The sequence below is a fragment of the Massilia eburnea genome, assembly GCF_009720745.1.
Taxonomy (GTDB): domain Bacteria; phylum Pseudomonadota; class Gammaproteobacteria; order Burkholderiales; family Burkholderiaceae_D; genus Rugamonas; species Rugamonas eburnea.
In genome coordinates this window covers 14,467-40,773 of record NZ_WNKX01000029.1, presented here as the reverse complement: position 1 = coordinate 40,773, position 26,307 = coordinate 14,467, and the positions used below count along the sequence as shown (strand labels likewise).

Sequence of the window (26,307 nt, the reverse complement as noted above, 5' to 3'; positions counted from 1 at the left end):
AAGGAGCCCAACCAGGCTCCAGCAGCATATGTTCCACGTGCCTGAGCCACCCCCGCCAGGCACTCGCGCCCTCGAGAAATCGGGCGCATCGACAGAACCGCCGTATTTCGCCGAAGCAACCAATCTTCCGCGCAAGCTATCTGACGACGATTCCTGCCGTGCCGGGACAAGGACAGAATTCTTTATTGGCATTGGAGGTACTATGAATCAACCCGTTATGGGAGGCGTTGCAACTATGAACGCACCAGCTTACATCAAACAGCAAAAGCTGATCAATTGGGTGGCCGAAGTCGCCGCATTGACCAAGCCTGCCCGCATCTACTGGTGCGATGGCTCGCAGGAAGAGTACGACCGCCTGTGCGCTGAAATGGTTGCCGCCGGCACCATGAAGAAGCTGAACGACGCCAAGCGTCCTAACTCCTACCTGGCTTGCTCCGACCCGACCGACGTGGCCCGCGTTGAAGACCGCACCTTCATCTGCTCGCAGACCAAGGAAGCCGCCGGCCCGACCAACAACTGGATGGACCCGCAGGAAATGCGCGGCACCCTGAACGGCCTGTTCGACGGCTGCATGGCCGGCCGCACCATGTACGTGGTGCCGTTCTCGATGGGCCCACTGGGTTCCCCGATCGCCCACATCGGCGTGGAACTGTCCGACTCCCCATACGTCGCTGTCAACATGCGCACCATGACCCGCATGGGTAAGGCCGTGTACGACGTGCTGGGCACCGATGGCGAGTTCGTGCCTGCGATCCATACCGTCGGCAAGCCGCTGGCTGCCGGCGAAAAAGACGTGGCTTGGCCATGCAACGCCACCAAGTACATCGTGCACTTCCCTGAGACCCGCGAAATCTGGTCCTACGGTTCCGGCTACGGCGGCAACGCGCTGCTGGGCAAGAAGTGCTTCGCGCTGCGTATCGCTTCCACCATGGGCTACAACGACGCCAAGAACGGCGGCGAGGGCTGGCTGGCGGAACACATGCTGATCCTGGGCGTTGAATCCCCAGAAGGCAAGAAGCACTACGTTGCTGCCGCTTTCCCATCGGCTTGCGGCAAGACCAACTTCGCCATGCTGATCCCGCCGAAGACCTTCGACGGCTGGAAAGTCACCACCATCGGCGACGACATCGCCTGGATCAAGCCGGGCAAGGATGGCCGCCTGTACGCCATCAACCCGGAAGCGGGTTACTTCGGCGTGGCTCCTGGCACCAACACCAAGACCAACTCGAACTGCATGTCCTGCCTGAACGAGAACACCATCTTCACCAACGTCGCGCTGACCGACGACGGCGATATCTGGTGGGAAGGCCTGACCAAGGAAGCCCCTGCGCACCTGGTCGACTGGCAAGGCAAGGACTGGACCCCGGCGTCCGGCACCAAGGCTTCGCACCCTAACGCACGCTTCACCGTAGCCGCTACCCAGAATCCTGTGATCGACCCGGCTTGGGACGATCCAGCCGGCGTGCCGATCTCCGCCTTCATCTTCGGTGGCCGCCGCTCCACCACCGTGCCGCTGGTCACCGAAGCGCGCGACTGGATCGAAGGCGTGTACATGGCTGCGACCATGGGTTCCGAAACCACCGCTGCAGCCGCCGGCCAGCAGGGCGTGGTGCGCCGCGACCCGTTCGCAATGCTGCCGTTCATGGGCTACAACATGAGCGACTACTTCCAGCACTGGCTGGACATGGGCAAGCGCCTGGAAGGCAAGGGCGCCACCCTGCCTAAGATCTTCTGCGTCAACTGGTTCCGCACCGACGAAAACGGCCACTTCGTATGGCCAGGCTTCGGCGACAATATGCGCGTACTGAAGTGGATGCTGGAACGCGTGGAAGGCACCGGCGGCGGCGTCGAAAACATCTTCGGCACCACCCCGCGCTATGGCGACATTTCCTGGGACGGCCTGCCATTCACGCCTGAAGAATTCGAGACCATCACCTCGATCGACAAGGACGCATGGCGCGCGGAACTGAAACTGCACGCAGAACTGTTCGAGAAGCTGGCATACCACCTGCCGCAAGAGCTGAAAGACAATATGGCCAAGCTGGAGCAGCGCCTGAACGGCTAAGCTTTACCGCTTCCGCAAGAACGCGTCCTACGGGGCGCGTTTTTTATTCCCTGGCCGCCGTCGACCATTCCGGCCGCTTCTCGACCGGCACTTCCGCCTGGTCGAAGCTGTCGACTTCCTTCAAGGTGTTCGCGTCGTACAGCGTTTCAATGCCGGCGAAATGGATGCCGCCGCAATCGGTGGCGACATGCGTGCCCTTCTTCCAGAACCAGTACTCGCGGATGATTCCCGCACATTCGATGGTACCCGTGCGGCCCTCGTGGTAGACGCGCAATTCCTTTGGCCACTTCCTGCCATCGACCGAGGGAATGAGCGGGGTCACCAGCCAGGTCACAACTTCGCCGTCCGGTGAGAGCCGCACATCTTCCGCATCCCGATCCGAAGTCAGCTTCTGGTCCTTGCCTGATGCAGTCACGACATGGACATTCTTTGCCTTGTCGGCATAGGCCTTGATCAAACTTCCTGCACTAGCGCAGGAACACCCCAAAACAAGCGCAACGGCAAATGCAAAACGGCGATACCCCATCGTCATCCTCCCCAATTTTTGACCCGGCACCAGGTTCCAATAAGCTTCCCCCAACTTTATTGGAACTGCAACGTAAATATGATGGCAAAAACCGCGAACTTTCCACGCACAGCATGATCACGGAAGAGAAGGGCGGTGCGATCGTCGTTACCCATTTCCTAATCGAAGAGAAAAACTGGTCAAAAAATTTTCTTGACACGCTGTTCGGGACCGGCGCAGAATCGCGTCCACTGATTTTATTCACCCAAATTTTTGAAAGGACGACCATGCCACGTAAGGCTATCAACAATCTGCAAATGAGATAGCCCCGCAGCGCGAGCGCTCGGGGCAGGCAATCTAGCCACCCGAGCCGGTCGTTCTTCCAACACGAACCCCGGCCAGGAAACTCGCCGGGGTTTTTGTTTCTACAGCCCCGGCATAACGAAAGACGTTATGCCAATCAAGCAAAGCCTGCACAAAGGCCTGGTGCCTGTGCACATCTATACGGATGACATTGATCATTCGGCCATTCAGCAGCTGCTGAATATTTCGAACCTGCCCATCGTGCATCCGCACGTGGCAGCCATGCCCGACGTCCACGCCGGCATCGGCGCAACCGTGGGCAGCGTGATTCCGACGCGCGGCGCCATCATTCCCGCCGCCGTTGGCGTGGACATCGGCTGCGGCATGAACGCCGTGCGCACCACGCTGACCGCGAGCCAGTTGCCCGACAACCTGGCGCGTGTGCGCAGCGCGATTGAAACGCTGGTGCCGGTCGGCTTCGAGCAGCACGCCTACGACAAGGTGCGCGGCTCCGCCCACGGCCGCGCCGGACGTCCCCTGAACGATCGCCTGGACCGCATCGTGGCGCGCCACAAGGGCATCATGAAGATGCAGCACAAGTTCGCGCAGACCTGGATCTGCCAGCTTGGTACGCTCGGTGGCGGCAACCACTTTATCGAGCTATGCATCGATGAAGCGCAGCGCGTGTGGATCATGCTGCATTCGGGCTCGCGCGGCATCGGCAATGTCATCGGCCGCTACTTCATCTCCGCCGCGCGCAAGGAGATGATGCGGCACAAGGTGAACCTGCCGGACCGCGACCTGTCCTACTTCAGCGAAGGCTCCGAACTGTTCGACGATTACGTGGAAGCGGTGGACTGGGCGCAGGACTACGCGATGCTGAACCGGCGTGAAATGATGCGCCGCGTCGTAGCGGCACTCGCGCCGCACGTGCCGCCGTTCAAGCTCGATGGCGAAGCGATCAACTGCCACCACAACTACGTGCAGCAGGAATCGCACTTCGGCCACAAGCTGTACGTCACCCGCAAGGGAGCCATCTCGGCGCGCGAAGGCGAGCTGGGAATCATCCCCGGCAGCATGGGCGCGCGCAGCTACATCGTGCGCGGCAAGGGCAACGAGGAATCGTTCTGCTCCTGCTCCCACGGGGCTGGCCGCCGCATGAGCCGCAGCGAAGCGAAACGCAAGTTCACCCGCTTCGACCTGGCCGAACAGACGCAAGGCATTGAATGCCGCAAGGACGGCGGCGTGGTGGATGAAATCCCCGCCGCCTACAAAGACATCGACGAAGTCATGGCCCACCAGGCCGACCTCGTCGAAATCGTGCACACACTGAAGCAAGTGGTGTGCGTGAAAGGATAAGCAATGAAGGTAACAATCAAACTTCCCAAGCCGCGTAACCCGCTGGCCGTGCTGGCACGCCAGCGCCGCGCGGGCAACCACCAGCGCAACGAGCAATCGCGGCGCGCCCTGAAGCAGCAGCTGCGCCGTGATCTGGTACGGGGGGAGTGAACATATGCAATCAGCAATCATGTTGAACCAGCAGCAGGCGATAGATTTCTTGCTGCACGTTGCAGTTACACGCCCAGTCTTCATGTGGGGGCCACCGGGCATTGGCAAGAGTGCCTTGGTACGGCGTTTCGCGGAAGCGGTGGGAATGGAGTGCGTCTCTTTGCTCGGCAGCCAGCTCGCGCCGGAAGATTTGCTGGGTATCCCGCAAATCGACGGCAAATGCTCGCGCTTCTTCCCGCCGGCGAACATCGTGCGCGACGAGCCGTTCGTGCTCTTCCTGGATGAGTTGAATGCGTCGTCGCATGAAATCCAGAAGGCGTTCTATTCGCTGATCCTGGATCAGCGCATCGGGGAATACAGCCTGCCGAAAGGAACAATCGTGATTGGCGCAGGTAACCGCGCCAAGGATGCTGCCATCGTCAAGCCGATGCCGTCGGCGCTGGTGAACCGCATGGCGCACATCCATCTGCGCTCTGACCACCGCCAATGGCTGGAGTGGGCGAGCGGCGAAGGCGAGATCCACCCATGGGTGCTGGAATACATCCAATTGCGCCCGGACCACTTGTGGAGCGAGCCGCCGAAGCATGAAGAGCCCTTCTCGACCCCGCGTAGCTGGCATATGCTGTCCGATGCGCTGCATTCTTTTGGCGAAGATGCAAGCGACGACATGCTTGATGCACTGGCTTACGGTTTGTTGTCGCCAAATCATGCAGGAAACTTCAAGGGTTTCCTTAAGCAATTGCGGCACAAGCACGGGCTACACGCCATTATCAAAGGCGAACAGCACTGGCCTGATGCGCCGGCGGACCGAGACGTGTTGTACTTCCTGGCACAGTCCTTCCGCGCCCACTTGCTGAAGGAGTTGCCGGAAGAAGAATCGGCAGTGCGCAGCGCACAGCAAGCGTTGTCAATCCGAGCCAAGGACATGCTGCGCGACTTGGCGCGCATCAGCGTGGAAATTGCCCAATCCATCCTCGGGCAAGACCTGCAAGGACGCCGCCTGCCTGCATGGTTCCTGGTCGAAGTAGCACGCGACCTGCCACGGCTGGCCGGTCGCAGCCAGAAGGAAACTGCATGAACAAGGACAAGAAGCCCGATCCCGCATCGTCTGCGCGGCAAGCAGGCATTGCCCAGGTGTTGGCACACCCCGTTCTTGGCGCTATCGCGGGACAGGCCACCTTCCGTACGGACTTGGCGCACGAGACGGTTCCTGCAAAGGGATGGATTGCTGTGGCGCCGGGCGGTACGGTGTGGCTGCACCCGAAACGACGCGCTCAGCCGGGCGAATGGACGCGCGTTGTCGGCATTGTGCTTTCTTGCCTTGGGCTTGGACTGGTTCGGCGACGTGAACCCGCGCAGCTGTGGGAAATTGCTGCATTGGTCGTTGCAGCGAGGTTTTGCGCTGAACTCAAGATGGGCGAATTGCCGGAGGAATGGCGATTGCCGGAGTGCGAAGACGCAAGCGTGGAAACCTTGCTGCGGCACTTTTGTACCGCAGGCTGTCCTGCACCACTACTGGCCTGGCACGCAGACATCGCTGGCGCGGCGTCCCTGTTTGTGTCACTCGAGGAGAAGCCGGTAGCCTGGCGGCGCCAGACCCCTTGGAACGAACTGCTGGCGGATGGCATCGCACGCGGCGTTGGCAGGGCGCTTGCGATTGCGGGTGGCGCAGCCGTGGGCGAGGCGCACCAGCCGCAAAGCCGTGAACACCGCGCGCGGCGCCGCATGATGGATCGCTATCCTTTGCTGGGCGCATTGGCGGCTAGTTTTGACCTTGAGAACGATGTCCGCATCTGCCAGCAGTACGACATCCGCGTCGCCGCGATCGATGTCGGCGCTCGCCGTATCTGGATCAACCCGACAGCAGGCTTGAACGATGATGAAACACTTTTTGTACTTGCCCATGAATTGCTGCACGCAGGATTAAATCACGCTTCGCGCCGACGCGGGCGTGATCCGGTTCTATGGAATGTCGCTTGCGATTTTGCGATCAACAGCTGGCTGCTCGAGATGCAGGTAGGTTCACCGCCCGCTATCGGCATGCTGTACGACGCCGACCTCGCAGGGAAATCCGCCGACGAAATTTACGATGGCCTCGCCCGCGACATTCGCCGCTCACGCAAGCTCGCTACGCTGCGTGGAGCCGGCCAGCCAGATTTGCTAGGGGAGGACAGTGGCGCACAGTTCACCGACGCAGAAGAATACTGCCGCCGAGCGCTCGCACAGGGCATGGATCGCTGGGAATACGATGGTTGCCGAGGCACTGTGCCGGTTGGCCTGCTGGAAGAAATCCGCAGTCTGGCACAGCCGCCCATTCCCTGGGACGCGCGGCTGGCGCACTGGTTCGACGAACGCTTTCCACCATTGGAAGTGCGCCGCAGCTACGCGCGGCCGTCGCGGAGGCAGGGAGCCACGCCAGATATTCCTCGGCCATTGTTGTGCAAGCCTCCCGAAGAGGATCGTAAAAGCCGCGTATTCGGCGTGTTGCTCGATACCTCGGGCTCAATGGAGCCAGCCATGCTGGGCAAAGCGCTCGGCGCGATCGCCAGCTATGCGATGGCCCGCGATGTCATCGCTGTTCGGCTGGTGTGCTGCGACGCCATGGCCTATGACTGCGGCTGGGTGGAACCGGAAAACCTGCTAGACCGTTTCACCCTGCGCGGTCGGGGCGGAACCGTGCTTCAACCGGGATTTGATTTCCTTCGCGATCTCTCAGTTAAAGGGGAAATGCCAGCGCATGGCCCGATATTAGTGGTGACTGATGGTTGGTGTGAAGATAAACTCGAAACCAGCATGGACCATGCCTTCCTGTTGGCCGATGGACGCCGCTTGCCGTTCACTCCGCGTGGCGAGGTCTTCTACATCGCTGAGTGACTACTGGCCCGAAGTGACAGGCATTGGCGGCAGACCCATCATCTTGCGGCGGATATCGAGTGCGCTTTCGTCCTCGATGATCACCGGCTTGCCGCTGGCCAGCTGGGTGCCGTAGCGCTGCGGCAGTCCTTTGGCGACGCGCAGCCGGTCTTCGGCCTGCGCCAGCTGGCTGCCCGGCACGTCGTTCTCCGCCTGGGCTTCGCGCAAGGCAGGCAGCATGGCCTCCAGCTCCTTTTCGGGCATACGCATCAGGACCGTGAAGGCATTTTGAGACAGCTCCGGCCCAGCGAAACGTGCGCCCGGCCAGCCGTGGGAGGCGACGATGGTCTTCAGCCGCGCCACCTCCTTGCGGTCGCGCGCCGCATCGCGCTTGCCGGGAGCGCCCATGGCTTCCAGCGCCCGAATGGCGGCCAGCTCGCGGGTGTCCAGCACCTTGCGCTTGATGATGATTTCATCGCCAGTGATGGTGGTTGCGCCGCTGCTGCCAGCGGTGCGAATGGTCACGCGCACGTTGCCGCGCGCGTGGGTGAGGGCGCCGCGATTTTCCTGCTCGACCTGATTGCCTTCCACCTGCACGGTGTGCTGCTGGCCGATAGGGAGGGCGATGCGCGCGACTTCCTTGCCGCCGGCTAGCGTTTGCACGCTGATGCGGCTGGGATCGGCAGCCAGGGCAAGCCCGCTGCATGCGAGCAAGAGACCCAGCGCTATCTTGTAAGTGCTCATCATGAACAAACAGTAGCAAACCTGAAGGGAGAGGGGAGCACGGCTGCCCGCGTGACAAAGTGTGACTTTTTGCCAAGCTAACGCAGGCTATCATCGCCGCTTCTATTCAGCGGGGAAAACATGGCGGAACTCGAAGTCGCAAAGCACGGCAAGAACGTGATCAATATGGCGGTCAGCAAGGAACACCGCCTGGTGCACAAACTGAAGGAGATCGCGCTGGAAATCGCAATCATCGTCTTCGCCGTCAGCGTCAGCATCTGGTTCCACAGCATGAGCGAGCATCGCCATGAGCAGCAGCAGGTCAAGGAATTCCTCGTCGGCTTGAAAACCGACCTGGCGCGCGACGCCGGGCAGCTGGATGAAATCGCCAAGTCGTATCACGCCCGTGACAAGACTTATGAATACCTGGCGGCGCTGGATCCGAAGGCCGAACCGGAAGGCGAAAAGTTCGACCAGGCCTTTGCTTTTGCGGACAGCAATTGGTTCTTCGTACCTGTGACCAGCCGCTTCGAAGGATTCAAGTCCGGCGGCAAACTGACCAATATCGAAGACGAAGAACTGCTGAACGACATATTGACCCTGTACCAGCTCACGCACCAGGACATCCGCAATTCCGAGTCAGGCTGGCGTACCAACCAGAACAAGCTGCGCGACTACCTCGACGTCGCGCTTGAGCAAGGGGACTCGCGCGAGCAGCGCTATCACGCGCTCACGACGCCTAACGGCAAGCGCCGCCTGCGCAAGATGATCGCCTTTTACCAGCTCTACGACCGCTACGCCGCGGCGGCTGAACTGAGCAGGAAGATCATCCAGCGCATCGATGTCCTGTACAAGAACGCAGAGTGAATATTTATATAAAGTTTTTCTTGACACTACATTCATGAAGAGCGCAGAATCAGCGCTCGTCAGATATTCATCCACCAGATTAAGAAAGGACAGTCATGCGTATTGCCGCTATCACTTGTATTAACACCAGATAGCCCTGATGCGCGTGCGCTCGGGGCCTTGGCGAATTGCCACCCCCGAGCCGGACGTCCCACGACAAAAACCCCGGTAAGGAAACTTGCCGGGGTTTTTGTTTTTTGATTCCGGCGTGAAGAGGAGATGAATCATGCAGATCCAACTGAGACCTGTCACCCGACAGAACTTTGTTGACGTCGCCGACTTGCGGCTGCTGGACCACCAGCGCGATTACGTGGCCAGCAACGCGTTCTCGATAGCGCAGGCCAGCTTCTGCCCGGAAATGCAGGCGCGCGCCATTTACGCCGGCGACGAGCCGGTCGGCTTCCTGCTGTATGCCGACCTTGGACTGGAAGGCAAGCCCGGTGAATTCGGCGTATGGCGCCTGATGATCGACCTCCGCCACCAAGGCAAGGGCTATGGCCGCACAGCGCTGCAGCTGGCGCTGGCGGAGATCCGGGCGCGCGGCGGCGTGCGCAAGATCTGGATCGCCTGCCAGCCCGACAACACGATCGCCAGGGATCTTTACGCCGGCCTTGGATTCGTCGAAACGGAGAGCGACGAAGATGACGAAATGTATGCCGTACTAGAGCAGTAACGAAAAAGAAGAAGGAACCATCAATGAGACCATATCAACGCTTCCTGAGGAAATGGATCACGACAAACCTGCACGTGGTCAGCAAGGAAAACTTCGCCAACATCGCCGAGCTGGAGCTGCATGAGCACCAGCAGGAGCATGCCGCCAGCATGATGTACGCGATTGCGGAAGCCAGCTTCCATCCCAACTACCACTGCCGCGCCATCGCCGACAAGGACGGCGTGGTCGGCTTCCTGATGTACGCCGCGCCGGGCGCACAAGACGAGCCGGGCGACTACGCGATCTATCACTTGATGGTGGACCGCCGCTACCAGGGCCGCGGCCATGGCCGCCGCGCCGTCGAACTGGCGCTGGCCGAAATCGGCAAGCACGGCGACGTGCAGCGCATCTGGAGCAGCTACCAGCCGGGCAACGAAGTGGCGAAGGAACTCTACGCCGCCTGCGGTTTCATCGAAGCCGGCGTAGAAGAAGACGGCGAGATGTACGCCGTCTGGAGCCCCGATCCTTACTGAGTGAAGGACAGGGTGTAGGCACCGGTCGAGTAGCTGCCATAACTGGTGGCCTCGATGGTGTAAGTGCCGCTGGACGGCAGGGTGAAGCTGATGCGCGAATTGGTGCCGCCGCCGCCATCATCGTCGGACCTGATCACATTCCCTGCCGGGTCGCGCAGGTACAGGTAGGTATCGAAGCTCGACGAAGACATGGCGATGGTCGCGACCTTGCCGCCCGTGCCGGAGAAGGTATAGCGGTCGGTGTAGTAGCTGCCGCCGCGTGCGCCGGCCGGGCAGCCGTTCGATTTGAGCGAGCCGCTGACCGGAGTACCGCTGGTGATTGGCGTGCTGCAGGCGGTCGCTTGGCCCGATGCCTGGTTGAAGCTGACCGGCAAGGCCGGGCCGCTGCCCGACAAGGTGGTCGCTGCGCTGCGCGCTGCGCCGGTATTGGCGCTGGCCGAGTAGCTGATGCTGCCGTTGCCGCTACCGCTGCGCGCGCCGGTCAGCGTGATCCAGCTTGGCACCGTGCCAAGCGACCAGGTGCAGGCGGCATTGGCGGTGACGGTCAAGCTGCCGCTGCCCCCTGCGGCAGCAATGCTGGCGCTGGATGGCGAGATGCTCCACGTCGCGCATGGCGAGGCCGCCTGGCTCATATTGAAGGTCGAAGCAACGCCCGGGGCGGTCAGCATGCCCGAACCGCTGCGCGCCGCGCCCGTGTTGGCTGGCGCCGTGATGGTAAAGCTGCCGTTGCCGGTACCGGTGGCGCCGGCAGAAACAGTGGCCCAGCTTGGCGCGCTGATCGACCAGGTGCAGGTCGTGGCAGCGGCCACCGTGCCGGTTGCGGTGCCGCCTGCCGCCGGGAAGGCGTTGGTGCTCAGGCTGATGGTAGGCACCGTCGGGCAAGGCCGGCCGTCCTGGGTGAAGATGAACGTGACGGACTGCCCCATGGCGAGCAGTTGGCCCGACCCGCTGCGCGCGGCAGGGTCATTATTTGCGGCGGCAGTGAAGGCGATGCTGCCATTGCCGGTTCCACTGGCAGCGCCGGTTGCGGTCACAAAGCTCGGCATGGAGGCGACGCTCCATGGGCACGTGGCGGCGGCTGTCACGCTGAGGGTGCCGCTGGCGCCGAGGTTGCCAACGTTGATTGGATTGGGCGATACCACCGGCGCCGACGGACAGCTTGGCGACGCCGCTTGCGTGGCGTTGACGCTTGCGTTGGCCAGCATGAAACTGACATTGCGCGCGGCGCCGCTCTGGTTGGGGGCCGCAGTGAAAAAGACCTCAAGCAAGCCGCTCTCCGGCAGTCGCTGTACGTTACCACCGTTGACGGTCAGCCAGGAGGGCAGTTCCGCAGCCTCGAAGCGGCAGCCCGGTGCCCCGGTCACCACATAGCTGGCAACACCGCCATCGCCAGGGAAGGCCTGGTCCGGCGACATTACGTCGGTCACCTGGCCGGCACAGGCAGGCTCCCAGACCGCTGCATACGACGTAGCCTGATTCAATTCAGAGCCGCCGGTCATCAGCACGCTGCCGTCGGGCAGGCGCGCGACAGCATTGTCGCGCGCAACCTTGCGCTGGGGGCCGGTCAGGTTCCAGGTGCCGGTCGCCGCCTGGTAGCGCATGAGCTGGCGAGTCCAGTCGGCGGTATAGACGATGTCGCCGTTCGGCAGCAACTTGGCGCTCCGGGGTTCGAAGCTGGCAGGCATGGTCGCGGCGGTTGAGAACTGGCCCGTGGCGGGATCGTAGATTTCGGTGCTGCTCTGCGACCACTCCCGGCGGCCACCGGCAACCAGCACGGTACCGTTGCTGAGGACGACCGGCTGCAGGGTAATGCGCGGTTCATTCATCTGGCCGGTGGCGCTCCATTGGTTGGTGGCCGGGTCCCACAGCTCGGCATTCTTGCTGTAGCCGTCCGAATTGAGGCCGCCCATCTTGAGGACGCGGCCATCCGGCAACACCACCAGTCCGGAATCGTAGGCGCGTTCCATCATCGGACCGGTCCTGGTGAACAGTCCAGTGGACGGATCGAAGACGTCGGCTTCGAGGCCGCCGGCACGCTTGTCGAGCAGCATGACGCGCCCGTCGTTCAGCAGGAGCCCGACCGCGTCGGCACGCGTGGCATTCATTCGGCCGGTCATGCTCCATTGGCCGCTGGCCGGGTCGTAAAGTTCGGCCGTATCGGTGTAATAGCCATTTGTCGACATGCCGCCGGCAACCAGGATGCGGCCGTCCAGCAGGGTCACCGCGGCATGGCTGCGGCGCGGCAGCAACATTGGCGCGCCGGGGGTGAACTGCCCGGTGAGCGGGTCGTAGACCTCGGTGCTGGTGTAGATGACGCTGCCGGGTTGCGGGGCGCCGCCCGTCAGCAGGATGCGGCCGTCCGGCAGGGTGCTGGCCTGGTGGAACATGCGCGGCGCGCTCATCGCGCCGGTCGAGATCTGGGCCTGTGCGGACAGGGCGCAGCAGGCGAGCAGGGCGGCCGCCATAAGGCGGCGCGGGATTGGCTGTTTCAAATTTTTCTCCTTGAAAATATTTCCCTCATACAACTCTAGCCATATTTGTAAAATAGTCAATCAAAAAAAATAACGGGAATATTTAGGTTTGATATTTCGCACATGTGTGCTAAAGTTCGCCACATGGACACCCTGACTGCCAAAAGCGAGGCCACCTTCGCCATCATTCTCGACGCCGCCATGGAAATGGCAGCGGCGGAAGGCATCGGCAAGCTGTCGCTGGGCGAGATCGCCAAGCGCACAGGGATCAGCAAGAGCGGGGTGTTTTCGCGCGTGGGTTCGCTGGAGCAGCTGCAATGCGCGGTGCTGGATGAATACGACCGCCGCTTTGCGGCCGACGTCTTCATGCCGACCCTGCAGCTGCCGCGCGGACTGCCGCGGCTGCAGGCGCAAGTGGCAGCCTGGTTCGAGCGCGCCGCCGGCGAGGCGCTGCGTACGTCCTGCCTGTACACGGCGGGCGCTTTCGAGTTCGACGATTCCCAGGACAACGCGGTACGCGACCGCCTGGCGCAAGGCGTGATGACCTGGCGCGCTTCGCTGCGCAAGACGGTGCTGCAGGCGATGGAAGCCGGCCAGCTGCGGCCGGACACCGAACCGGAACAGCTGGTGTTCGAGATTTACAGCCTGGTGGTGGGCCTGCTGCATGATGCCCGCTTCCTGCGTGACGAGCAATCGCCGCGCCATGCGCAGCGTGCTTTCAACCGATTGATTTCTACGTACAAGAGCTTCAACGACTTGTGATTTTGGGTTGCCGCGGGCACTTGCCTGCGGCCTTTTTTTAATCAGACTTCGCACGGGTGTGCGAAAGTGGAGACGAAAATGCGCTTCCTACTTTTACTGGTGCCGGTCGGCATCTACTTTGTGAGCCAGAGCAGCCTGTGGGGCATCCTGCGCGGGCTGCCCCGCAATAACAGCGATTTCGGCGAAAACTACTAAGGAGCGGCCATGGTCCTCGACTTCTATTTCGATTTCGCATCGGGCTACTCCTACTTCGCGGCGCGCCGCATTGAGTGGCTGGCGGCAGCCCATGGCGCCAAGGTGCGCTGGCATCCGGTGCTGCTGCCCGCGCTGACCCAGGTCACCGGCGTGCTGCCTTCGCCGGTGGTGCCGGTCAAGTGGGCTTATGTCACACGCGACATGCAGCGCACCGCGCAGGAGGAGGCGATTCCGTTCAATCCTTCGCCCGCATTCCCGCAAATGCTGATCGCGCCTGGCCGAGCAATGTTATGGGTGCGCGCCAACCATGGTGAGGAGGTAGCGGTGTCGTTTGCGCGTACCTGCTTCCAGGCTTATTACGCCGATGCGGTGGATATCGCCGACAAGGCGGTGCTGCTGGGAATTGCGGAAGGCCTGGGCATCGATGGATCGGCCTTCCTGGCAGGCATGGAAGATCCGGCGATCAAGTCGCAGTTCAAGGAAGGCAACGAGCGCGCGCTGGCGCAAGGCGTGTTCGGAGTGCCGTTTGTGATCGCGGAAGGGGAACCATTCTGGGGCTACGACCGTTTCGGCAACCTGGAACGCTGGCTCGCCGCCGCGCGCAAAGTAGCCTAGCGCCGCAACTGCTCGTAGGTCAGCCACAGTTCCTTGCGGCCCAGCGGCGTATCCGACGGCAAGCCGGGATTGGGCAGTTCGATGACGCGGCGCTTGCCCAGCGCCGCCCTGGACAGCATCGGCCCGTAATAGCCAAGCAGCAGGCGGTCGAATGAGCCATCGGCCTGCGCCGCTTCCAGGCCGCGCCGGATCTCGTCCGCCAGCTCGCGATTGGCGTAATTGACGAAGAAATAGTCGGCGGCCTTGTAATGCAGCACCAGGTGCGGCTCGTCCGACAGGCCGGGATGGTTGCGAAGTTCGCTCCAGATTTCATTGATGGAGCGCGGCACGGCATCGATGCGGCCCGCTTTCAGCATGGGAATCAGGCGGCTGTAGGCGGGCACGATTTCGGGCTGCAGTCCGGCGCCGCGCAGCACTTTGAGGTCGGGCCAATCGTAGCCCAGCGCCATCCGGACATCGCGCAATTCGCGAGCGTTGTGCACATCGCGCAGCCAATCCCGCTTTTCTTCGCGCACCAGCAAAATGCGCCAGCCTATCAAACCCTTTGATATGGGGATCCGCACCGGCAGCATTTCCACTTCCCGTTCGACCGACGTCATGGTGCCGACCACGTGGATTTTTCCCCGGTTGGCGATCAGCTCCACGATCGCGCGGTTTTGCTGGCGGTACTCCGGCGTCAATTCGGCGTGGTGTTTGCTGCCGGCCTTGCTGAGCGCCAGTTGCAGCAGTTCGAAGCCGTAGTCGGACTGGCCGTTTTCGAAAGATTCCGGACGCGGGTAATAAAGCGTATCGGCTTGCGCACAGGCGGCGGCGAGCGCGCAGGCGCACAGCAGGAGGCGGGTCAAACGATGCGGCTTCGGCATGGCGGCCTCCGCGGCCCGAGGAGTAGGGTGGAGCTACCATTTTACTCCCAGGAGCTTGCGTCCCGTCAACCGATGTTGCCGGTTGACGGGCCTGGGCGCCTTATTTTTTCTTCAGCAGCGGCCCGAGGTATTTGCCGGTGACGCTGGCCGGGTTGGCAGCCACTTCTTCCGGCGTGCCGCTGGCGATGATCTGGCCGCCGCCGGCGCCGCCTTCCGGACCGAGATCGACGATCCAGTCGGCCGTCTTGATCACGTCGAGGTTGTGCTCGATGATGACCAGCGTGTTGCCGTGGTCGCGCAGGCGGTGGATTACCTTCAGCAGCAGGTCGATATCGTGGAAGTGCAGGCCGGTGGTCGGCTCGTCCAGGATGTACAGCGTGCGGCCCGTATCGCGCTTGGACAGCTCCAGCGACAGCTTGACGCGCTGCGCCTCGCCACCGGACAGCGTGGTGGCGCTCTGCCCCAGCTTGATGTAGCCCAGGCCCACGTCGAGCAGGGTTTGCAGCTTGCGCGCGATGACCGGCACCGCCTTGAAGAATTCGTGCGCGTCTTCCACCGTCATGTCCAGCACTTCGGTGATGCTCTTGCCCTTGTAGTGGACTTCCAGCGTCTCGCGGTTGTAGCGCTTGCCGTGGCAGACATCGCAAGGCACGTACACGTCCGGCAGGAAGTGCATTTCGACCTTGATCACGCCGTCGCCCTGGCAGGCCTCGCAGCGGCCGCCCTTGACGTTGAAGGAGAAGCGGCCGGCCGAGTAGCCGCGCTCTTTCGCCACCGGCACGGTGGCAAACAGGTCGCGGATCGGCGTGAACAGGCCGGTGTAGGTGGCCGGGTTGGAACGCGGCGTACGGCCGATCGGCGCCTGGTCGACCGAGATCACCTTGTCGAAGTGTTCCAGCCCGCTGATCGAATCGTGCGGCGCCGGTTCGGTCTGTGAGCCGAACAGGTGGCGCGACAGGGCAGGGTACAGCGTGTCGTTGACCAGGGTCGATTTGCCGGAGCCGGAAACGCCGGTCACGCAAGTCATCAGGCCGACCGGCAGGTTGAGCGACACCTTCTTCAGGTTGTTGCCGGTGGCGCCGGTGATGGTCAGCTGGCGCTGCGGATCGGCCACATGGCGCTTCTTAGGCACGGCGATCTGCAGCTTGCCGCTCAGGTACTGGGCGGTCAGCGATTCCTTCGATTTCAGGATGTCTTTCAGCGGGCCGGCTGCGATCACGTCGCCGCCATGCACGCCGGCGCCCTTGCCCATGTCGACCACGTAGTCGGCAGTGCGGATCGCGTCTTCATCGTGCTCCACCACCAGCACCGAGTTGCCGATGTCGCGCAGGTGCTTGAGGGTGTCGATCAGGCGGTCGTTGTCGCGCTGGTGCAGGCCGATGGATGGCTCGTCCAGTACGTACATCACGCCGGTCAGGCCGGAGCCGATCTGCGAAGCGAGGCGGATACGCTGTGCTTCGCCGCCCGACAGGGTGTCGGCGCTGCGTTCCAGCGACAGGTAATCCAGGCCCACGTTGTTCAGGAAAGTCAGGCGCGAAACGATTTCCTTGATGACGCGGTCGGCGATGTCTTTCTTGGCGCCCTTCAGCTTCAGTTGCTCGAAGTAGGAAAGCGTGTCGCGCAATGGCTTGTCGGCGATCTGGTAAATCGCGCGTTCCTGCTTGCCGGTGCCGATCTTCACGTGGCGCGCTTCCACGCGCAGGCGCGCGCCCTCGCAGCTCGGGCACTTCTTCTCGTTGATGAACTTCGCCAGTTCTTCCTTCACCGCCATCGAATCGGTTTCGCGGTAGCGGCGCTGCAGGTTGTTGACGATGCCTTCGAAGGTATGCGCCTTCACCACGGCCTTGCCGCGCTCATTCATGTAGGTGAACGGGATGGTGGTCTTGCCGGAACCGTGCAGCACCACGTCCTGCGCTTTCGCCGGCAGTTGCTCGAACGGGGTGTCGAGGTCGAAGTCGTAGAAGGCTGCCAGCGCCGCCAGCATCGAGTAATAGAACTGGTTACGGCGGTCCCAGCCCTTCACCGCGCCGGAAGCCAGCGACAGGTTGGGGAAGGCGACAATGCGGCGCGGGTCGAAGAATTCGATATGGCCCAGGCCATCGCACTCAGGGCAGGCGCCCATCGGATTGTTGAAGGAGAACAGGCGCGGCTCCAGTTCCTGCAGCGAGTAGCCACAAGTGGTGCAGGCGAACTTGTTCGAATAAACGTGTTCGGCGCCGGTGTCCATTTCGTAGGCGATGGCGCGGCCGTCGGCCAGGCGCAGCGCCGTTTCGAAGGACTCGGCCAGGCGCTGCTTGATTTCCGGGTTCACCTTCACGCGGTCGATGACCACGTCGATGGTGTGCTTCTCGGTTTTCTTCAGCTTCGGCAGGTCGTCCACTTCATAGATCTTGGCGTCGTGGGTGCCGCTCTGGACGCGGAAGCGCACGAAGCCCTGGGCTTGCATGGCCTCGAACAGGTCGACGTGTTCGCCTTTGCGGTTGGCCACGACCGGCGCCATGATCATCAGCTTGGTGCCTTCGGGCATGGCGAGGACGGCATCCACCATCTGCGACACGGATTGCGCGGCCAGCGCGTGGTCCGGGTGGTTGATGCAGTACGGCGTGCCGACGCGCGCGTACAGCAGGCGCAGGTAGTCGTGGATCTCGGTCACGGTGCCGACGGTCGAACGCGGGTTGTGCGAGGTGGCCTTCTGCTCGATGGAGATCGCAGGCGACAGGCCTTCGATCATGTCGACGTCCGGCTTTTCCATCAACTGCAGGAACTGGCGCGCGTAGGCCGACAGCGATTCCACATAGCGGCGCTGGCCTTCTGCGTACAGGGTGTCGAACGCCAGCGACGACTTGCCGGAACCGGACAAGCCGGTGATCACGATCAGCTTGTTGCGTGGCAGGTCGAGGTTGATGTTTTTCAGGTTGTGGGTGCGCGCACCGCGGATGCGGATTTCTTCCATGTTTGAGCTAGATCAGTCTCAGTGAGGGCAAATACTGTATATAATACCAGTGATCAAGATTGTCTGCTCGCAGCTGCGAAAAGAAAATATAATCGCCGTTTAGCAAAATTTCACCGTGGGAGTTACACATGGCATCTGTTAACAAAGTAATCATCGTCGGCAACCTGGGCCGTGACCCGGAAATCCGTTACATGCCAAGCGGTGATGCAATCGCCAACATTGCAGTTGCGACTTCGTACCGCAGCAAGGACCGCAACACCGGCGAGCAAAAAGAGCTGACCGAATGGCACCGCATCTCCTTCTTCGGCCGCCTGGCCGAGATCGTGGGCCAGTACCTGAAAAAAGGTTCTTCCGTCTACGTGGAAGGCCGCCTGCAAACCCGTAAATATACCGACAAAGACGGCATCGAGAAGTACGCCACCGACATCATCGCTGAAAACATGCAGATGCTGGGCGGCCGTGGCGATACCGGCGGCGGCATGGGTGGTGGCATGGGCGGCGGCGACGACATGGGCTACGACGCGCCGCCGGCACGTCCAGCGCCACGTCCACAAGCTGCACCGGCTCCGGCCCCACGCCCGGCACCGCGTCCAGCGCCTAACTTCTCGGACATGGACGACGACATTCCGTTCTGATCGCGAACGAACCAGCTTCCAGATGAAATCCCGGCAGGCCTGACGCCTGCCGGGATTTTTTTTGGCAGCAGTAGTTAAGATTCGCTTGTAATTGACAGGAAATACACGCCACTTCATGATTTGACATCTAATTCCTCTGGGGAAACAGCATGTTCATTGTCTGGGGTCGCAAGATTACGCGTCGTAAGCTGGGATATGTGGCAGATTTCTGCGGTATTTGCAGGGTTCCCCGGCCATTTCGCATGACCCGGCTTGGGTCGGTGGGCCATGTCTATTACATCAGTTCTGGCGAAGGCAAACTGGTTGGCCATGAGCGTACTTGCACCAGCTGCGGCGCGTTCAGCTACGCGGACCCGAAGGACTATGCCGGCATCTCGAAAAGCTCGGGGCCAATGGAAACCCTGAAGCGCGAGACTTACCCTGGCCTGGATGAAGCCCTGGCGCCGCGCATGGAACTGGAGGCGAAGGTCAAGGCCGCGCCGCACCTGTTGTCGGAGGAAGAGCGGTTAGGCCTGGTTTTCTCGCCGATCAACCTGATCTCGCCCACAGTGGAAAAGCACTTCGCCACCACGCATATGGATGCCGGCGTTGCGCTGGCAATCGGTGGCGGCGTTGCCCTGTGCTTCCTCGGCGCCACCATTGGCAATTCGATCGCACCGGAATTTGGCCCGCAGGGTGTCGTGGCTGGCCTGGTCATCGGGGCTGGCCTTGTCATCTGGCAGCTCATCGCCGCCGGCCCGCGTTTCATGCGCAAGGAAATCCTGCCGCTGCTGGCGAAATCGCTGGCGCCGGTGCAGCCAAGCGAGGCCGAGGTCAACCGGGTTTTGCTCGAACTGAAAAAGGGCGCGGCACAAGATCGGCAGCAAGCTCAAGGCCTCGCAGCTGATTGCAGCCATTCGCTCGCCGCAATAGAAGTTCAAGTATCATCGGGCGGTTGCCAGGACTATATTAAATGCCATGCTCCAAACGCCCGAAGGTTTCCTGCCGCTGATCCAGCCGGCTTCCGCCACCGATATCCAGACGCTGGTGTTCCACAAAGACCGCCTGCTGCTGCGTGAAGAAAGCCTGGCCCTGCCGGCGCACACGGAGCTGATTGCAGCGGGCCTGGAAATGGCTGGCGCTATGCCCCTGGGCACCTGGGAGGGGCGCTACTGGCAAGTGGCGCAGGCGCCGCATGACACGCCGCCGCTGCCGGGACATGCCTATGTCGGCTTGCGCGCCTTGTTCGGCGCAGTCGATGATGGATTGCTGGGCGTCGCAGGCCGCGGCTTCCAGATCGCCGAATGGGCGCGCACCCACCGCTTCTGCGGCGCCTGCGGCTCACCGATGGCGTTGGCGCCCGGCGAGCGCGCCATGCGCTGCACTTCCTGCAGCCATCTCGCCTATCCGCGCATTTCGCCGGCCATGATGGTGCTGATCAAGAAGGGGAACCAGCGCCTGTTGGCAGCGCACGCCAATTCGCCTTACAAACGCTACACCGCACTGGCAGGATTCCTCGAGGCTGGCGAGTCGGTGGAGGAGGCGGTGCACCGCGAAGTGTTCGAAGAAGTCGGCCTGCGCGTGCACAACCTCAAATATTTCGGCAGCCAGTCCTGGCCCTTCCCGCATTCGCTGATGATCGCTTTCACCGCCGAATACCTGGACGGCGAGATCGTCACCGACCCCAATGAAATCAGCGATGCCCGCTGGTTCGGACCGGAAGATGAGTGGCCAGCGCTAACGCATACGGTTTCCATCGCCAGCGAGCTATTGGCAGCGAACCGCCCCTGAACGCGATATACTGGTGGATTGAATTTGACATTTCACGGTCCTTGCAATCATGACTAAAGAAGTATTCACCGAAGACGATTGGCGCCGCCTGCTGGAACATCTGGGCGAAGACCCGACCCGTCCAGGCCTGATCGAAACCCCGCACCGCGTCCACAAGGCGTGGAAGCATTGGGTGTCCGGCTATGGCCAGGACCCGGCGGAAGTGCTGAAGGCGTTCGAAGATGGCGCCGAGCAGTACAACGAACTGATCGTCGTGAAGAACATCCCGGTCTACAGCCATTGCGAGCACCACCTGGCGCCGTTCTTCGGCAAGGCCACCGTGGGCTATGTCCCAAATGGCAAGATTGTTGGCTTGTCCAAGCTGACCCGCCTGGTGGACGTATTCTCCAAGCGCCTGCAGGTGCAGGAACGCATGACCATGCAGATTGCCGAAGCGCTGATGACCGTGCTGGAGCCGAAAGCCGTGGGCGTGGTGGTCAAGTGCCGCCACCTGTGCATGGAATCGCGCGGCATCCGCACCGCCGGCGAAGAAACCGTCACCTCCGCCATGCTGGGCGAACTGCAGCCTAACCTGGCAATGCGCACCGAATTCCTGGCACTGGCCCGCGAGTCCTGATCCATGGCAGACACCATCGAGTGGTTCGACGGCGGCTTTGACGCCGCACTGGAGGCAGCCCGCGCTGCGGGCCGTCCGCTGTTCCTGTACTGGGGCGCCGTGTGGTGCCCGCCGTGCAACCGGGTCAAATACGAAATCTTCGGCCGCGAAGAATTCCCCGCCAAGCTGCAAAGCATGGTGGCGATCCAGCTCGATGGCGACAGCCCGAACGCACAGGCCATGGCCGCTCGCCTGAAGCTGCGCAGCTATCCGACCATGGTGATGTACCGCCCGGATGGCAGCGAGATCACCCGCCTGCCGTGCGAACTCGATGGCGAGCTGTTTGGCGAAGCCCTGATGGCTGCGCGCTTCGCCGGTCACACCGCCGGCGAATCGATGGCTGCAGCGCTGGACGGCACGCGCGCGCTGTCGCCTTCCGAATGGACGCTGCTGTCGAACTATTCGTGGGATACCGACGAGGGCGTGCTGCTGCAAGGCCGCGACCTTGGCGTGACCCTGGCCACCTTGTCGCAGCTCGCTTCCGCCGCCGTTACCGGCGAAGCGGCGGCTGCTGCACGCCAGGTGGAAGATGCAGCGACGCGCCTGCACCTGCACGCGCTGGTCGCGCAGGCTGGCCGCGTGGCCGATGCTTCCTCGCCTGAATTCCTGTTGAAGGTGCTGGGCGATGCGCGCGTGGCGCGTGCCAATATGGATATCTTCGGCAACAGCGGCCACCTGCTGGTGCGTGCCGCGCCGGCGCGCCACGCTGAACTGGCGACCGCCATGGCGAATGCGGCGCATGTGTGGGCGGAAGATATGTGGCTGTCGGCGCCGGATCGGCTGACTGCTGTACGCTTGCAGGTGCGCATGACGCGCATGGGCTTTGCGGGGAAAGACTTGCCGCAGCTGGTGCGCGTTCGTGTTGAGCAGGCGCTGGCGCTGGTGGATGACAAGTATGGGCGCCATACGCTGGTCAACACGGCGGTGAGTGCGCTCAATGACGCGGGCTTGCATGCTGAGGCGGAGGCTTTGCTGCAGTCCACGCTGGTGGAGTCGCATGCGCCTTATTACTTCAAATTGAGCCTGGCTTCAGCGGCCAAGCGGCGCGGCGACTTGCCGGGCATGCTGGATTGGTATGAGAAGGCCTGGCGTTCTTCGGTGGGGCCGGCGACGCGTATCCAGTGGGGCGTGACGTACCTGGCGGCGGTGATCGATACTACGCCGGGCGATAGCGCGCGGATCGAAGCGGCTGCAGCGGCTCTGGCCCAGGATTTTGCCAATGCGCCGGACGCTTTCCAGCAGCGCAACCTTACGCAGGCGCAGAAGCTGCAAGCCAAGCTGCCGGCAGGGCTGGCGCTCGGCGATGCCCTGCGTGCCGGCATCGAAACCCGGCAAACCAGCCGGCCAACCGAAGCCGCAGGCCGTTGATCAGACAGGGTCTGACCCTTGGGTCAGACCCAGGTTTACCGGGTTTCAAGCGAGCCGAAGCACCTCCGCCAACCAATCCACAAACACCCGCACCCGCGCCGACAAATGGCGGTTATGCGAGTAAATGATGGAGACCGGCAGCGGCGGCGCCCGCAACCCCGGCATCACCTCCACCAGCTGCCCATCCGCCAGCAACTGCTCAATCCCCGGCTGCGGAATCTGTGCCAGCCCAAGCCCCGCAAGGCAAGCCCCCAGGTAAGCCTCCGAACTCCCGACCGACACCCGGCTGCGCATCCCCAGCGTTCGCGCCTCCCCATCCACCACATATTCCCAAGGCAGATCACGTCCCGTCTGGCTGGAGAAATAATTCACCGCCCAATGCTCGCGCAAATCCTCGAGCGTTTGCGGCACGCCATGCGCCGCTAAATAGGCCGGGGAAGCCACATTCACCTGCTCCATCGCCCCCAGCGGCTTGGCCACCAGCGTGGAGTCGCGCAACACGCCCGCCCGCACCGCGCAGTCGATTCCTTCACCCACCAGGTCCACCATGCGGTCATTGGCGCCAACGCGCACCTTGATATCCGGGTAGCGCGCGAAAAAATCCGGCAGCGCAGGAATGACGCTCAAGCGCGCAATCCGCTCCGGCAGGTCAACCCTTATCGTGCCGGAAGGCTTGCGCCCATCCGTCAGGAACAATGCATTGATGTCTTCCAGCTCATTGAGCAGGGCGCGACAGCGTTCCACGTACAGCTGCCCCTCGACAGTCAGGCTGACCTTGCGCGTCGTGCGCTGGAGCAGGCGCACGCCGAGCTGCTGCTCGATCGACTGCACGGCATTGGTAACGGTGGGGCGGGGCAGGTCCAGCTGCTCGGCGGCCTGGGTGAAGCTTTTGCTGTCGGCCACCGCCAGGAAGACCTGCATCGATTTCAGCTGATCCATTGTTATCTATCTTCGAATAAAGATGTATATGATGTGGCATTTATTGTTGAATTCGATAATAGCACAATGATCTCCATCGAAACCCCACCTGGAGATCACACATGGAAACCCGCAAACTTGGCAGCACCGGCCCGCAAACCTCCCAGCTCGGCCTTGGCCTGATGGGCATGTCCGACCTGTACGGCCCGGCCGACCGCGCCGAAAGCATCGCTACCATCCACGCCGCGCTGGATGCCGGCGTCACCCTGCTCGACACCGGCGACTTCTACGGCATGGGCCACAACGAAATGCTGCTGGGCGAAGCGCTGCGCGGCCGCAACCGCGAGCAAGTGCAGGTGAGCGTCAAGTTCGGCGCCCTGCGCGATCCGGATGGCGGCTTTATCGGCTACGATTCGCGCCCCCAGGCGGTGGCAAACTTTGCCGCCTACTCGCTGCGCCGCCTGGGCACCGACTACATCGACATCTACCGCCCATCGCGCCTCGATCCGGCCACGCCGATTGAAGACACCGTCGGCGCGATCGCGGAGCTGGTACGCAAAGGGCATGTGCGCCACATCGGCCTGTCGGAAGTGAATGCTGACACCCTGCGCCGCGCCCACGCCGTGCATCCGATCACGGACGTGCAGATCGAATACTCGATGATTTCACGCGGCATCGAAAATGGCCTGCTGCAGGCCGCACGCGAACTGGGCGTCGGCATCACCGCCTACGGCGTGCTGTCGCGCGGCTTGATCAGCGGCCACTGGACCGCCCAGCGCGAAGGCGAGAAGGATTACCGAGGCCTCCACAGCCCGCGCTTCCAGGGCGAGAACCTGAAGCACAACCTGGAACTGGTGGAGCGCATGCGGTCAGTAGCGCAAGCCAAGGGCATCAGCGTGGCACAGCTGGCGATTGCCTGGGTGATGGCGCAAGGCACCGACATCGTGCCGCTGGTAGGCGCCCGCACCCGCACGCGCCTGCAGGAAGCATTGGGCGCGCTGGATGCGGTGCTGCTGCAATCCGACCTGGAAGCGCTGGAACTGATCGTGCCGCAGGGGGCCGCAGCAGGTGGCCGCTACAACGACTACCAGCTGTCGCACCTGGACAGCGAAAAAGCGGCTTAAGCGAAGACTTCCGCCAGGAAGTCGATAAAGGCCTGCACCTTGGCCGCGCGTTGGTGCCGCTGCTGGTACAGGGCGGTCAGCGCGGGGCCGGGAGCCTGGAACCCGGCCAGCAGCGGCCGCAGGGCGCCGCTGCGCAATTCCGCTTCCACCGACAGCGACAGGAACTGGCCGATGCCGGCGCCGGCCTTGCAGGCCTCCACCAGCGAATCCACATGGTCAAAGGAAGCGCGCGATGGCGGCGTGAACGTCACGCCATCCGCGAACTGCCATTCGCGCAGGCGGCCGGCGCGCGGCAGGATGAAATGCAGGCAGTCGAAGCCCGCCAGGTCCGCTGGCTCAGCAGGCACGCCGTGCCGTTCGATGAAGGCCGGCGATGCGCAGCAGACAAAGCGCGTCTGCAGCAAGGGCCGCGCAATCAGGCGCGCGTCGCCGACGTCGCCCAGCCGCAGCAGCACGTCATAGCCTTCCTCCACCATATCCACCATGCGGTCGCTGGCGCTGGCCTGCACAGCGATGCCGGGATGGCGCGCCAGGAAGCGCGGCAGCGCCGGTGCGATGTAGAGCCGGGAGACCAGGCCCGGCATATTCACCCGCAAGGTGCCGCGCGGCTCCTGCGCCGCATGCTGCAGGCTCGCTTCCAGGTCTTCCATGCCGGCCAGCAGGCGCTGGGCATGTTCGTAGCATTCGCGGCCCTCGCCGGTGAGCGACATGCTGCGCGTGGTGCGGTTCATCAGCTTGACGTGGAAATGGGCCTCCAGCGCATTCACCTGAGCCGTGACGGAGGACGTGGAGATGCCCAGCTTTTCCGCCGCGCGCGAAAAGCCCCCGGTTTCCACAACTGCGCAATAGACGCGCAGGGCATCGAGTTTGTCCATCCCGCCATTATCCACAATTCGTGGATTCTGTTTGCAGCCCGGCCCGGTTTTTCCCGCAGCGGATGCCGCCTACACTGGTTTCCATACCAACCCAACTCACAGGAGTTCCTATGAAAGCCATGATCCTCGAAGCGGCCGGCAAACCGCTCTCCCTCCGCGATATCGCCAAGCCAGTGCCAGCCGAAGGACAAGTCCTGGTGCGCATCCACGCCAGCGGCGTCAACCCGCTTGACCTCAAGATCGCCGCCGGCAAGGCCGAACATGCCCGCATGCCGCTGCCGGCGGTGCTGGGCATCGACATGGCGGGCGTGGTGGAAGCCGTTGGCCCGGGCGTGACCGGCTTCGCGCCAGGAGACTCGGTATTCGGCATGACGGGCGGCGTGGGCGGCGTGCAGGGATCGCTGGCTGAATATGCGGCGGTGGATGCCGACCTGCTGGCCCACGCACCGCGTTCCATCAGCCTGCGCGAGGCGGCAGCGCTGCCCCTGGTCTTCATCACCGCCTGGGAAGGGCTGGTAGACCGTGCCCGCGTGCAGCCCGGCCAGTCGGTGCTGGTGCAAGGCGGGGCGGGCGGCGTGGGCCGCATGGCCGTGCAGCTGGCGCTGGCCTCCGGCGCCAAGGTAACGGCGACGGGCCGCCCGGCACAGCGCGAACAGATCGAAGCCATGGGAGCGCGCTTCCTGGAGCAGGTGGACGGCGAAGAATTCGATATCGTCTATGACACCGTCGGCGGCGAAGTGCTGGATGCCTCATTCCGCGCCGCGCGGCAGTACGGCGGCCATGTGGTGAGCGCCCTTGGCTGGGGGACCCACGCGCTGGCGCCGCTGTCGTTCCGCGCCGCTACCTACTCCGGCGTCTTCACCCTGCTGCCGCTGTTGTCAGGCAAAGGCCGGGCGGCCCATGGCGCCATCCTCAAGGAAGCGGCGCGCCTGGTCGACGCGGGCAAACTGAAGGTGCAGCTGCAAGCCGGCCGCTTCACGCTCGAGCAGGCAAACGCGGCGCACGCCGCGGTGGGTGCGGGCAAGGTAGTGGTGGATGTAGCCTGAGCGGAAAG

Annotated in this window: 25 protein-coding genes; 18 read left to right on the top strand and 7 right to left on the bottom strand. The window is 62.7% G+C overall.

Annotation, left to right across the window (positions count from 1 at the left end):
• Positions 1–202 precede the first annotated feature (202 nt).
• A complete protein-coding gene (locus tag GM658_RS25150; RefSeq protein WP_155456819.1) occupies positions 203–2,065 on the top strand; it encodes a phosphoenolpyruvate carboxykinase (GTP) in 1,863 nt (620 codons plus the stop codon).
• Between the two features lie 43 nt (positions 2,066–2,108).
• On the opposite strand, the gene GM658_RS25145 is transcribed toward GM658_RS25150, so the two are convergent.
• Positions 2,109–2,480, bottom strand: coding sequence for a hypothetical protein (locus GM658_RS25145; RefSeq protein WP_170298970.1), 372 nt, complete (start codon positions 2,478–2,480; stop codon positions 2,109–2,111).
• Positions 2,481–2,569: 89 nt separating this feature from the next.
• Here GM658_RS25145 and GM658_RS25140 point away from each other — a divergent pair, with 89 nt between their 5' ends.
• The 5 genes from GM658_RS25140 to GM658_RS25125 all read left to right on the top strand — a co-directional run bounded on the left by GM658_RS25140 (position 2,570) and on the right by GM658_RS25125 (position 7,256).
• The gene (locus GM658_RS25140; RefSeq protein ID WP_155456817.1) at positions 2,570–2,896 is read left to right on the top strand and encodes a hypothetical protein; all 327 of its coding nucleotides are present in this window, start codon (positions 2,570–2,572) and stop codon (positions 2,894–2,896) included.
• A 127-nt stretch (positions 2,897–3,023) separates the two neighbouring features.
• The gene (locus GM658_RS25135; RefSeq protein WP_155456816.1) at positions 3,024–4,232 is read left to right on the top strand and encodes an RtcB family protein; all 1,209 of its coding nucleotides are present in this window, start codon (positions 3,024–3,026) and stop codon (positions 4,230–4,232) included.
• Between the two features lie 3 nt (positions 4,233–4,235).
• A complete protein-coding gene (locus GM658_RS28945) occupies positions 4,236–4,382 on the top strand; it encodes a hypothetical protein (protein ID WP_170298969.1) in 147 nt (48 codons plus the stop codon).
• 4 nt (positions 4,383–4,386) lie between these two features.
• A complete protein-coding gene (locus tag GM658_RS25130; protein WP_155456815.1) occupies positions 4,387–5,460 on the top strand; it encodes an AAA family ATPase in 1,074 nt (357 codons plus the stop codon).
• A complete protein-coding gene (locus GM658_RS25125) occupies positions 5,457–7,256 on the top strand; it encodes a vWA domain-containing protein (protein WP_170298968.1) in 1,800 nt (599 codons plus the stop codon). Before GM658_RS25130 ends, GM658_RS25125 begins: the two co-directional genes overlap by 4 nt.
• Here GM658_RS25125 and GM658_RS25120 read toward each other — a convergent pair whose 3' ends face one another.
• On the bottom strand, positions 7,257–7,982 hold the full coding sequence (locus GM658_RS25120) for a DUF6624 domain-containing protein (RefSeq protein WP_155456813.1): 726 nt from the start codon (positions 7,980–7,982) through the stop codon (positions 7,257–7,259).
• A 117-nt stretch (positions 7,983–8,099) separates the two neighbouring features.
• Between GM658_RS25120 and GM658_RS25115 the strand changes: the two genes are divergently transcribed.
• From GM658_RS25115 to GM658_RS25105, 3 genes are all read left to right on the top strand, one after another.
• The gene (locus GM658_RS25115) at positions 8,100–8,825 is read left to right on the top strand and encodes a DUF6090 family protein (RefSeq protein WP_155456812.1); all 726 of its coding nucleotides are present in this window, start codon (positions 8,100–8,102) and stop codon (positions 8,823–8,825) included.
• Between the two features lie 265 nt (positions 8,826–9,090).
• Entirely contained in the window at positions 9,091–9,537 is a 447-nt protein-coding gene (locus GM658_RS25110) for a GNAT family N-acetyltransferase (protein ID WP_155456811.1), read from the top strand.
• Between the two features lie 23 nt (positions 9,538–9,560).
• Complete coding sequence (locus GM658_RS25105; protein WP_155456810.1) at positions 9,561–10,049, top strand: GNAT family N-acetyltransferase; 489 nt, start codon at positions 9,561–9,563, stop codon at positions 10,047–10,049.
• Here GM658_RS25105 and GM658_RS25100 read toward each other — a convergent pair.
• Positions 10,043–12,541, bottom strand: coding sequence for a pre-peptidase C-terminal domain-containing protein (locus GM658_RS25100; RefSeq protein WP_155456809.1), 2,499 nt, complete (start codon positions 12,539–12,541; stop codon positions 10,043–10,045). The two genes, GM658_RS25105 and GM658_RS25100, sit on opposite strands and share 7 nt — an antisense overlap.
• Before the next feature lie 123 nt (positions 12,542–12,664).
• Here GM658_RS25100 and GM658_RS25095 point away from each other — a divergent pair, with 123 nt between their 5' ends.
• Together GM658_RS25095 and GM658_RS25090 are read left to right on the top strand one after the other, a co-directional pair.
• On the top strand, positions 12,665–13,282 hold the full coding sequence (locus GM658_RS25095) for a TetR/AcrR family transcriptional regulator (RefSeq protein WP_155456808.1): 618 nt from the start codon (positions 12,665–12,667) through the stop codon (positions 13,280–13,282).
• 204 nt (positions 13,283–13,486) lie between these two features.
• Entirely contained in the window at positions 13,487–14,092 is a 606-nt protein-coding gene (locus GM658_RS25090; protein ID WP_155456807.1) for a 2-hydroxychromene-2-carboxylate isomerase, read from the top strand.
• On the opposite strand, the gene GM658_RS25085 is transcribed toward GM658_RS25090, so the two are convergent.
• The gene (locus tag GM658_RS25085; protein WP_155456806.1) at positions 14,089–14,955 is read right to left on the bottom strand and encodes a transporter substrate-binding domain-containing protein; all 867 of its coding nucleotides are present in this window, start codon (positions 14,953–14,955) and stop codon (positions 14,089–14,091) included. The two genes, GM658_RS25090 and GM658_RS25085, sit on opposite strands and share 4 nt — an antisense overlap.
• Before the next feature lie 100 nt (positions 14,956–15,055).
• Positions 15,056–17,908, bottom strand: a complete 2,853-nt coding sequence (gene uvrA / locus GM658_RS25080) for an excinuclease ABC subunit UvrA (RefSeq protein WP_155456805.1) — start codon at positions 17,906–17,908, stop codon at positions 15,056–15,058.
• Between the two features lie 128 nt (positions 17,909–18,036).
• Between uvrA and ssb the strand changes: the two genes are divergently transcribed.
• From ssb to GM658_RS25055, 5 genes are all read left to right on the top strand, one after another.
• Complete coding sequence (ssb, locus tag GM658_RS25075; RefSeq protein WP_155456804.1) at positions 18,037–18,543, top strand: single-stranded DNA-binding protein; 507 nt, start codon at positions 18,037–18,039, stop codon at positions 18,541–18,543.
• A gap of 260 nt (positions 18,544–18,803) precedes the next feature.
• On the top strand, positions 18,804–19,601 hold the full coding sequence (locus tag GM658_RS25070) for a hypothetical protein (RefSeq protein WP_170298967.1): 798 nt from the start codon (positions 18,804–18,806) through the stop codon (positions 19,599–19,601).
• On the top strand, positions 19,501–20,313 hold the full coding sequence (gene nudC / locus GM658_RS25065) for an NAD(+) diphosphatase (protein ID WP_155456802.1): 813 nt from the start codon (positions 19,501–19,503) through the stop codon (positions 20,311–20,313). The genes GM658_RS25070 and nudC overlap by 101 nt, the downstream gene beginning before the upstream one ends.
• Positions 20,314–20,362: 49 nt before the next feature.
• On the top strand, positions 20,363–20,929 hold the full coding sequence (folE, locus tag GM658_RS25060; protein WP_155456801.1) for a GTP cyclohydrolase I FolE: 567 nt from the start codon (positions 20,363–20,365) through the stop codon (positions 20,927–20,929).
• 3 nt (positions 20,930–20,932) lie between these two features.
• Positions 20,933–22,336 carry a thioredoxin fold domain-containing protein gene (locus GM658_RS25055; protein WP_155456800.1) on the top strand — a complete coding sequence of 468 codons (1,404 nt, stop codon included), beginning with the start codon at positions 20,933–20,935 and terminating at the stop codon, positions 22,334–22,336.
• Positions 22,337–22,381: 45 nt separating this feature from the next.
• Here the strand turns inward: GM658_RS25055 and GM658_RS25050 are convergent, their stop codons facing one another.
• Complete coding sequence (locus tag GM658_RS25050; protein ID WP_155456799.1) at positions 22,382–23,275, bottom strand: LysR family transcriptional regulator; 894 nt, start codon at positions 23,273–23,275, stop codon at positions 22,382–22,384.
• Positions 23,276–23,376: 101 nt separating this feature from the next.
• Between GM658_RS25050 and GM658_RS25045 the strand changes: the two genes are divergently transcribed.
• Positions 23,377–24,378: an aldo/keto reductase gene (locus GM658_RS25045; protein ID WP_155456798.1), complete on the top strand. Its 1,002-nt coding sequence runs from the start codon at positions 23,377–23,379 to the stop codon at positions 24,376–24,378.
• On the opposite strand, the gene GM658_RS25040 is transcribed toward GM658_RS25045, so the two are convergent.
• Positions 24,375–25,253 (bottom strand): LysR family transcriptional regulator, encoded by an 879-nt coding sequence (locus GM658_RS25040; RefSeq protein ID WP_155456797.1) that lies wholly within the window; start codon positions 25,251–25,253, stop codon positions 24,375–24,377. The genes GM658_RS25045 and GM658_RS25040 overlap by 4 nt on opposite strands.
• Positions 25,254–25,363: 110 nt before the next feature.
• Between GM658_RS25040 and GM658_RS25035 the strand changes: the two genes are divergently transcribed.
• Entirely contained in the window at positions 25,364–26,299 is a 936-nt protein-coding gene (locus tag GM658_RS25035) for a zinc-dependent alcohol dehydrogenase family protein (protein WP_211841933.1), read from the top strand.
• The last annotated feature ends 8 nt before the right edge of the window (positions 26,300–26,307 follow it).

What these genes read in the sequence shown, in the direction of transcription:
- GM658_RS25150 (WP_155456819.1), top strand. Translation starts at nt 203, where the DNA reads ATGAATCAACCCGTTATGGGAGGCGTTGCAACTATGAACGCACCAGCT.
- GM658_RS25140 (WP_155456817.1), top strand. Translation starts at nt 2,570, where the DNA reads ATGCAAAACGGCGATACCCCATCGTCATCCTCCCCAATTTTTGACCCG.
- GM658_RS25135 (WP_155456816.1), top strand. Translation starts at nt 3,024, where the DNA reads ATGCCAATCAAGCAAAGCCTGCACAAAGGCCTGGTGCCTGTGCACATC.
- GM658_RS28945 (WP_170298969.1), top strand. Translation starts at nt 4,236, where the DNA reads ATGAAGGTAACAATCAAACTTCCCAAGCCGCGTAACCCGCTGGCCGTG.
- GM658_RS25130 (WP_155456815.1), top strand. Translation starts at nt 4,387, where the DNA reads ATGCAATCAGCAATCATGTTGAACCAGCAGCAGGCGATAGATTTCTTG.
- GM658_RS25125 (WP_170298968.1), top strand. Translation starts at nt 5,457, where the DNA reads ATGAACAAGGACAAGAAGCCCGATCCCGCATCGTCTGCGCGGCAAGCA.
- GM658_RS25120 (WP_155456813.1), bottom strand. Translation starts at nt 7,982, where the DNA reads ATGATGAGCACTTACAAGATAGCGCTGGGTCTCTTGCTCGCATGCAGC.
- GM658_RS25115 (WP_155456812.1), top strand. Translation starts at nt 8,100, where the DNA reads ATGGCGGAACTCGAAGTCGCAAAGCACGGCAAGAACGTGATCAATATG.
- GM658_RS25110 (WP_155456811.1), top strand. Translation starts at nt 9,091, where the DNA reads ATGCAGATCCAACTGAGACCTGTCACCCGACAGAACTTTGTTGACGTC.
- GM658_RS25105 (WP_155456810.1), top strand. Translation starts at nt 9,561, where the DNA reads ATGAGACCATATCAACGCTTCCTGAGGAAATGGATCACGACAAACCTG.
- GM658_RS25095 (WP_155456808.1), top strand. Translation starts at nt 12,665, where the DNA reads ATGGACACCCTGACTGCCAAAAGCGAGGCCACCTTCGCCATCATTCTC.
- GM658_RS25090 (WP_155456807.1), top strand. Translation starts at nt 13,487, where the DNA reads ATGGTCCTCGACTTCTATTTCGATTTCGCATCGGGCTACTCCTACTTC.
- GM658_RS25085 (WP_155456806.1), bottom strand. Translation starts at nt 14,955, where the DNA reads ATGCCGAAGCCGCATCGTTTGACCCGCCTCCTGCTGTGCGCCTGCGCG.
- uvrA (WP_155456805.1), bottom strand. Translation starts at nt 17,908, where the DNA reads ATGGAAGAAATCCGCATCCGCGGTGCGCGCACCCACAACCTGAAAAAC.
- ssb (WP_155456804.1), top strand. Translation starts at nt 18,037, where the DNA reads ATGGCATCTGTTAACAAAGTAATCATCGTCGGCAACCTGGGCCGTGAC.
- nudC (WP_155456802.1), top strand. Translation starts at nt 19,501, where the DNA reads ATGCTCCAAACGCCCGAAGGTTTCCTGCCGCTGATCCAGCCGGCTTCC.
- folE (WP_155456801.1), top strand. Translation starts at nt 20,363, where the DNA reads ATGACTAAAGAAGTATTCACCGAAGACGATTGGCGCCGCCTGCTGGAA.
- GM658_RS25055 (WP_155456800.1), top strand. Translation starts at nt 20,933, where the DNA reads ATGGCAGACACCATCGAGTGGTTCGACGGCGGCTTTGACGCCGCACTG.
- GM658_RS25050 (WP_155456799.1), bottom strand. Translation starts at nt 23,275, where the DNA reads ATGGATCAGCTGAAATCGATGCAGGTCTTCCTGGCGGTGGCCGACAGC.
- GM658_RS25045 (WP_155456798.1), top strand. Translation starts at nt 23,377, where the DNA reads ATGGAAACCCGCAAACTTGGCAGCACCGGCCCGCAAACCTCCCAGCTC.
- GM658_RS25040 (WP_155456797.1), bottom strand. Translation starts at nt 25,253, where the DNA reads ATGGACAAACTCGATGCCCTGCGCGTCTATTGCGCAGTTGTGGAAACC.
- GM658_RS25035 (WP_211841933.1), top strand. Translation starts at nt 25,364, where the DNA reads ATGAAAGCCATGATCCTCGAAGCGGCCGGCAAACCGCTCTCCCTCCGC.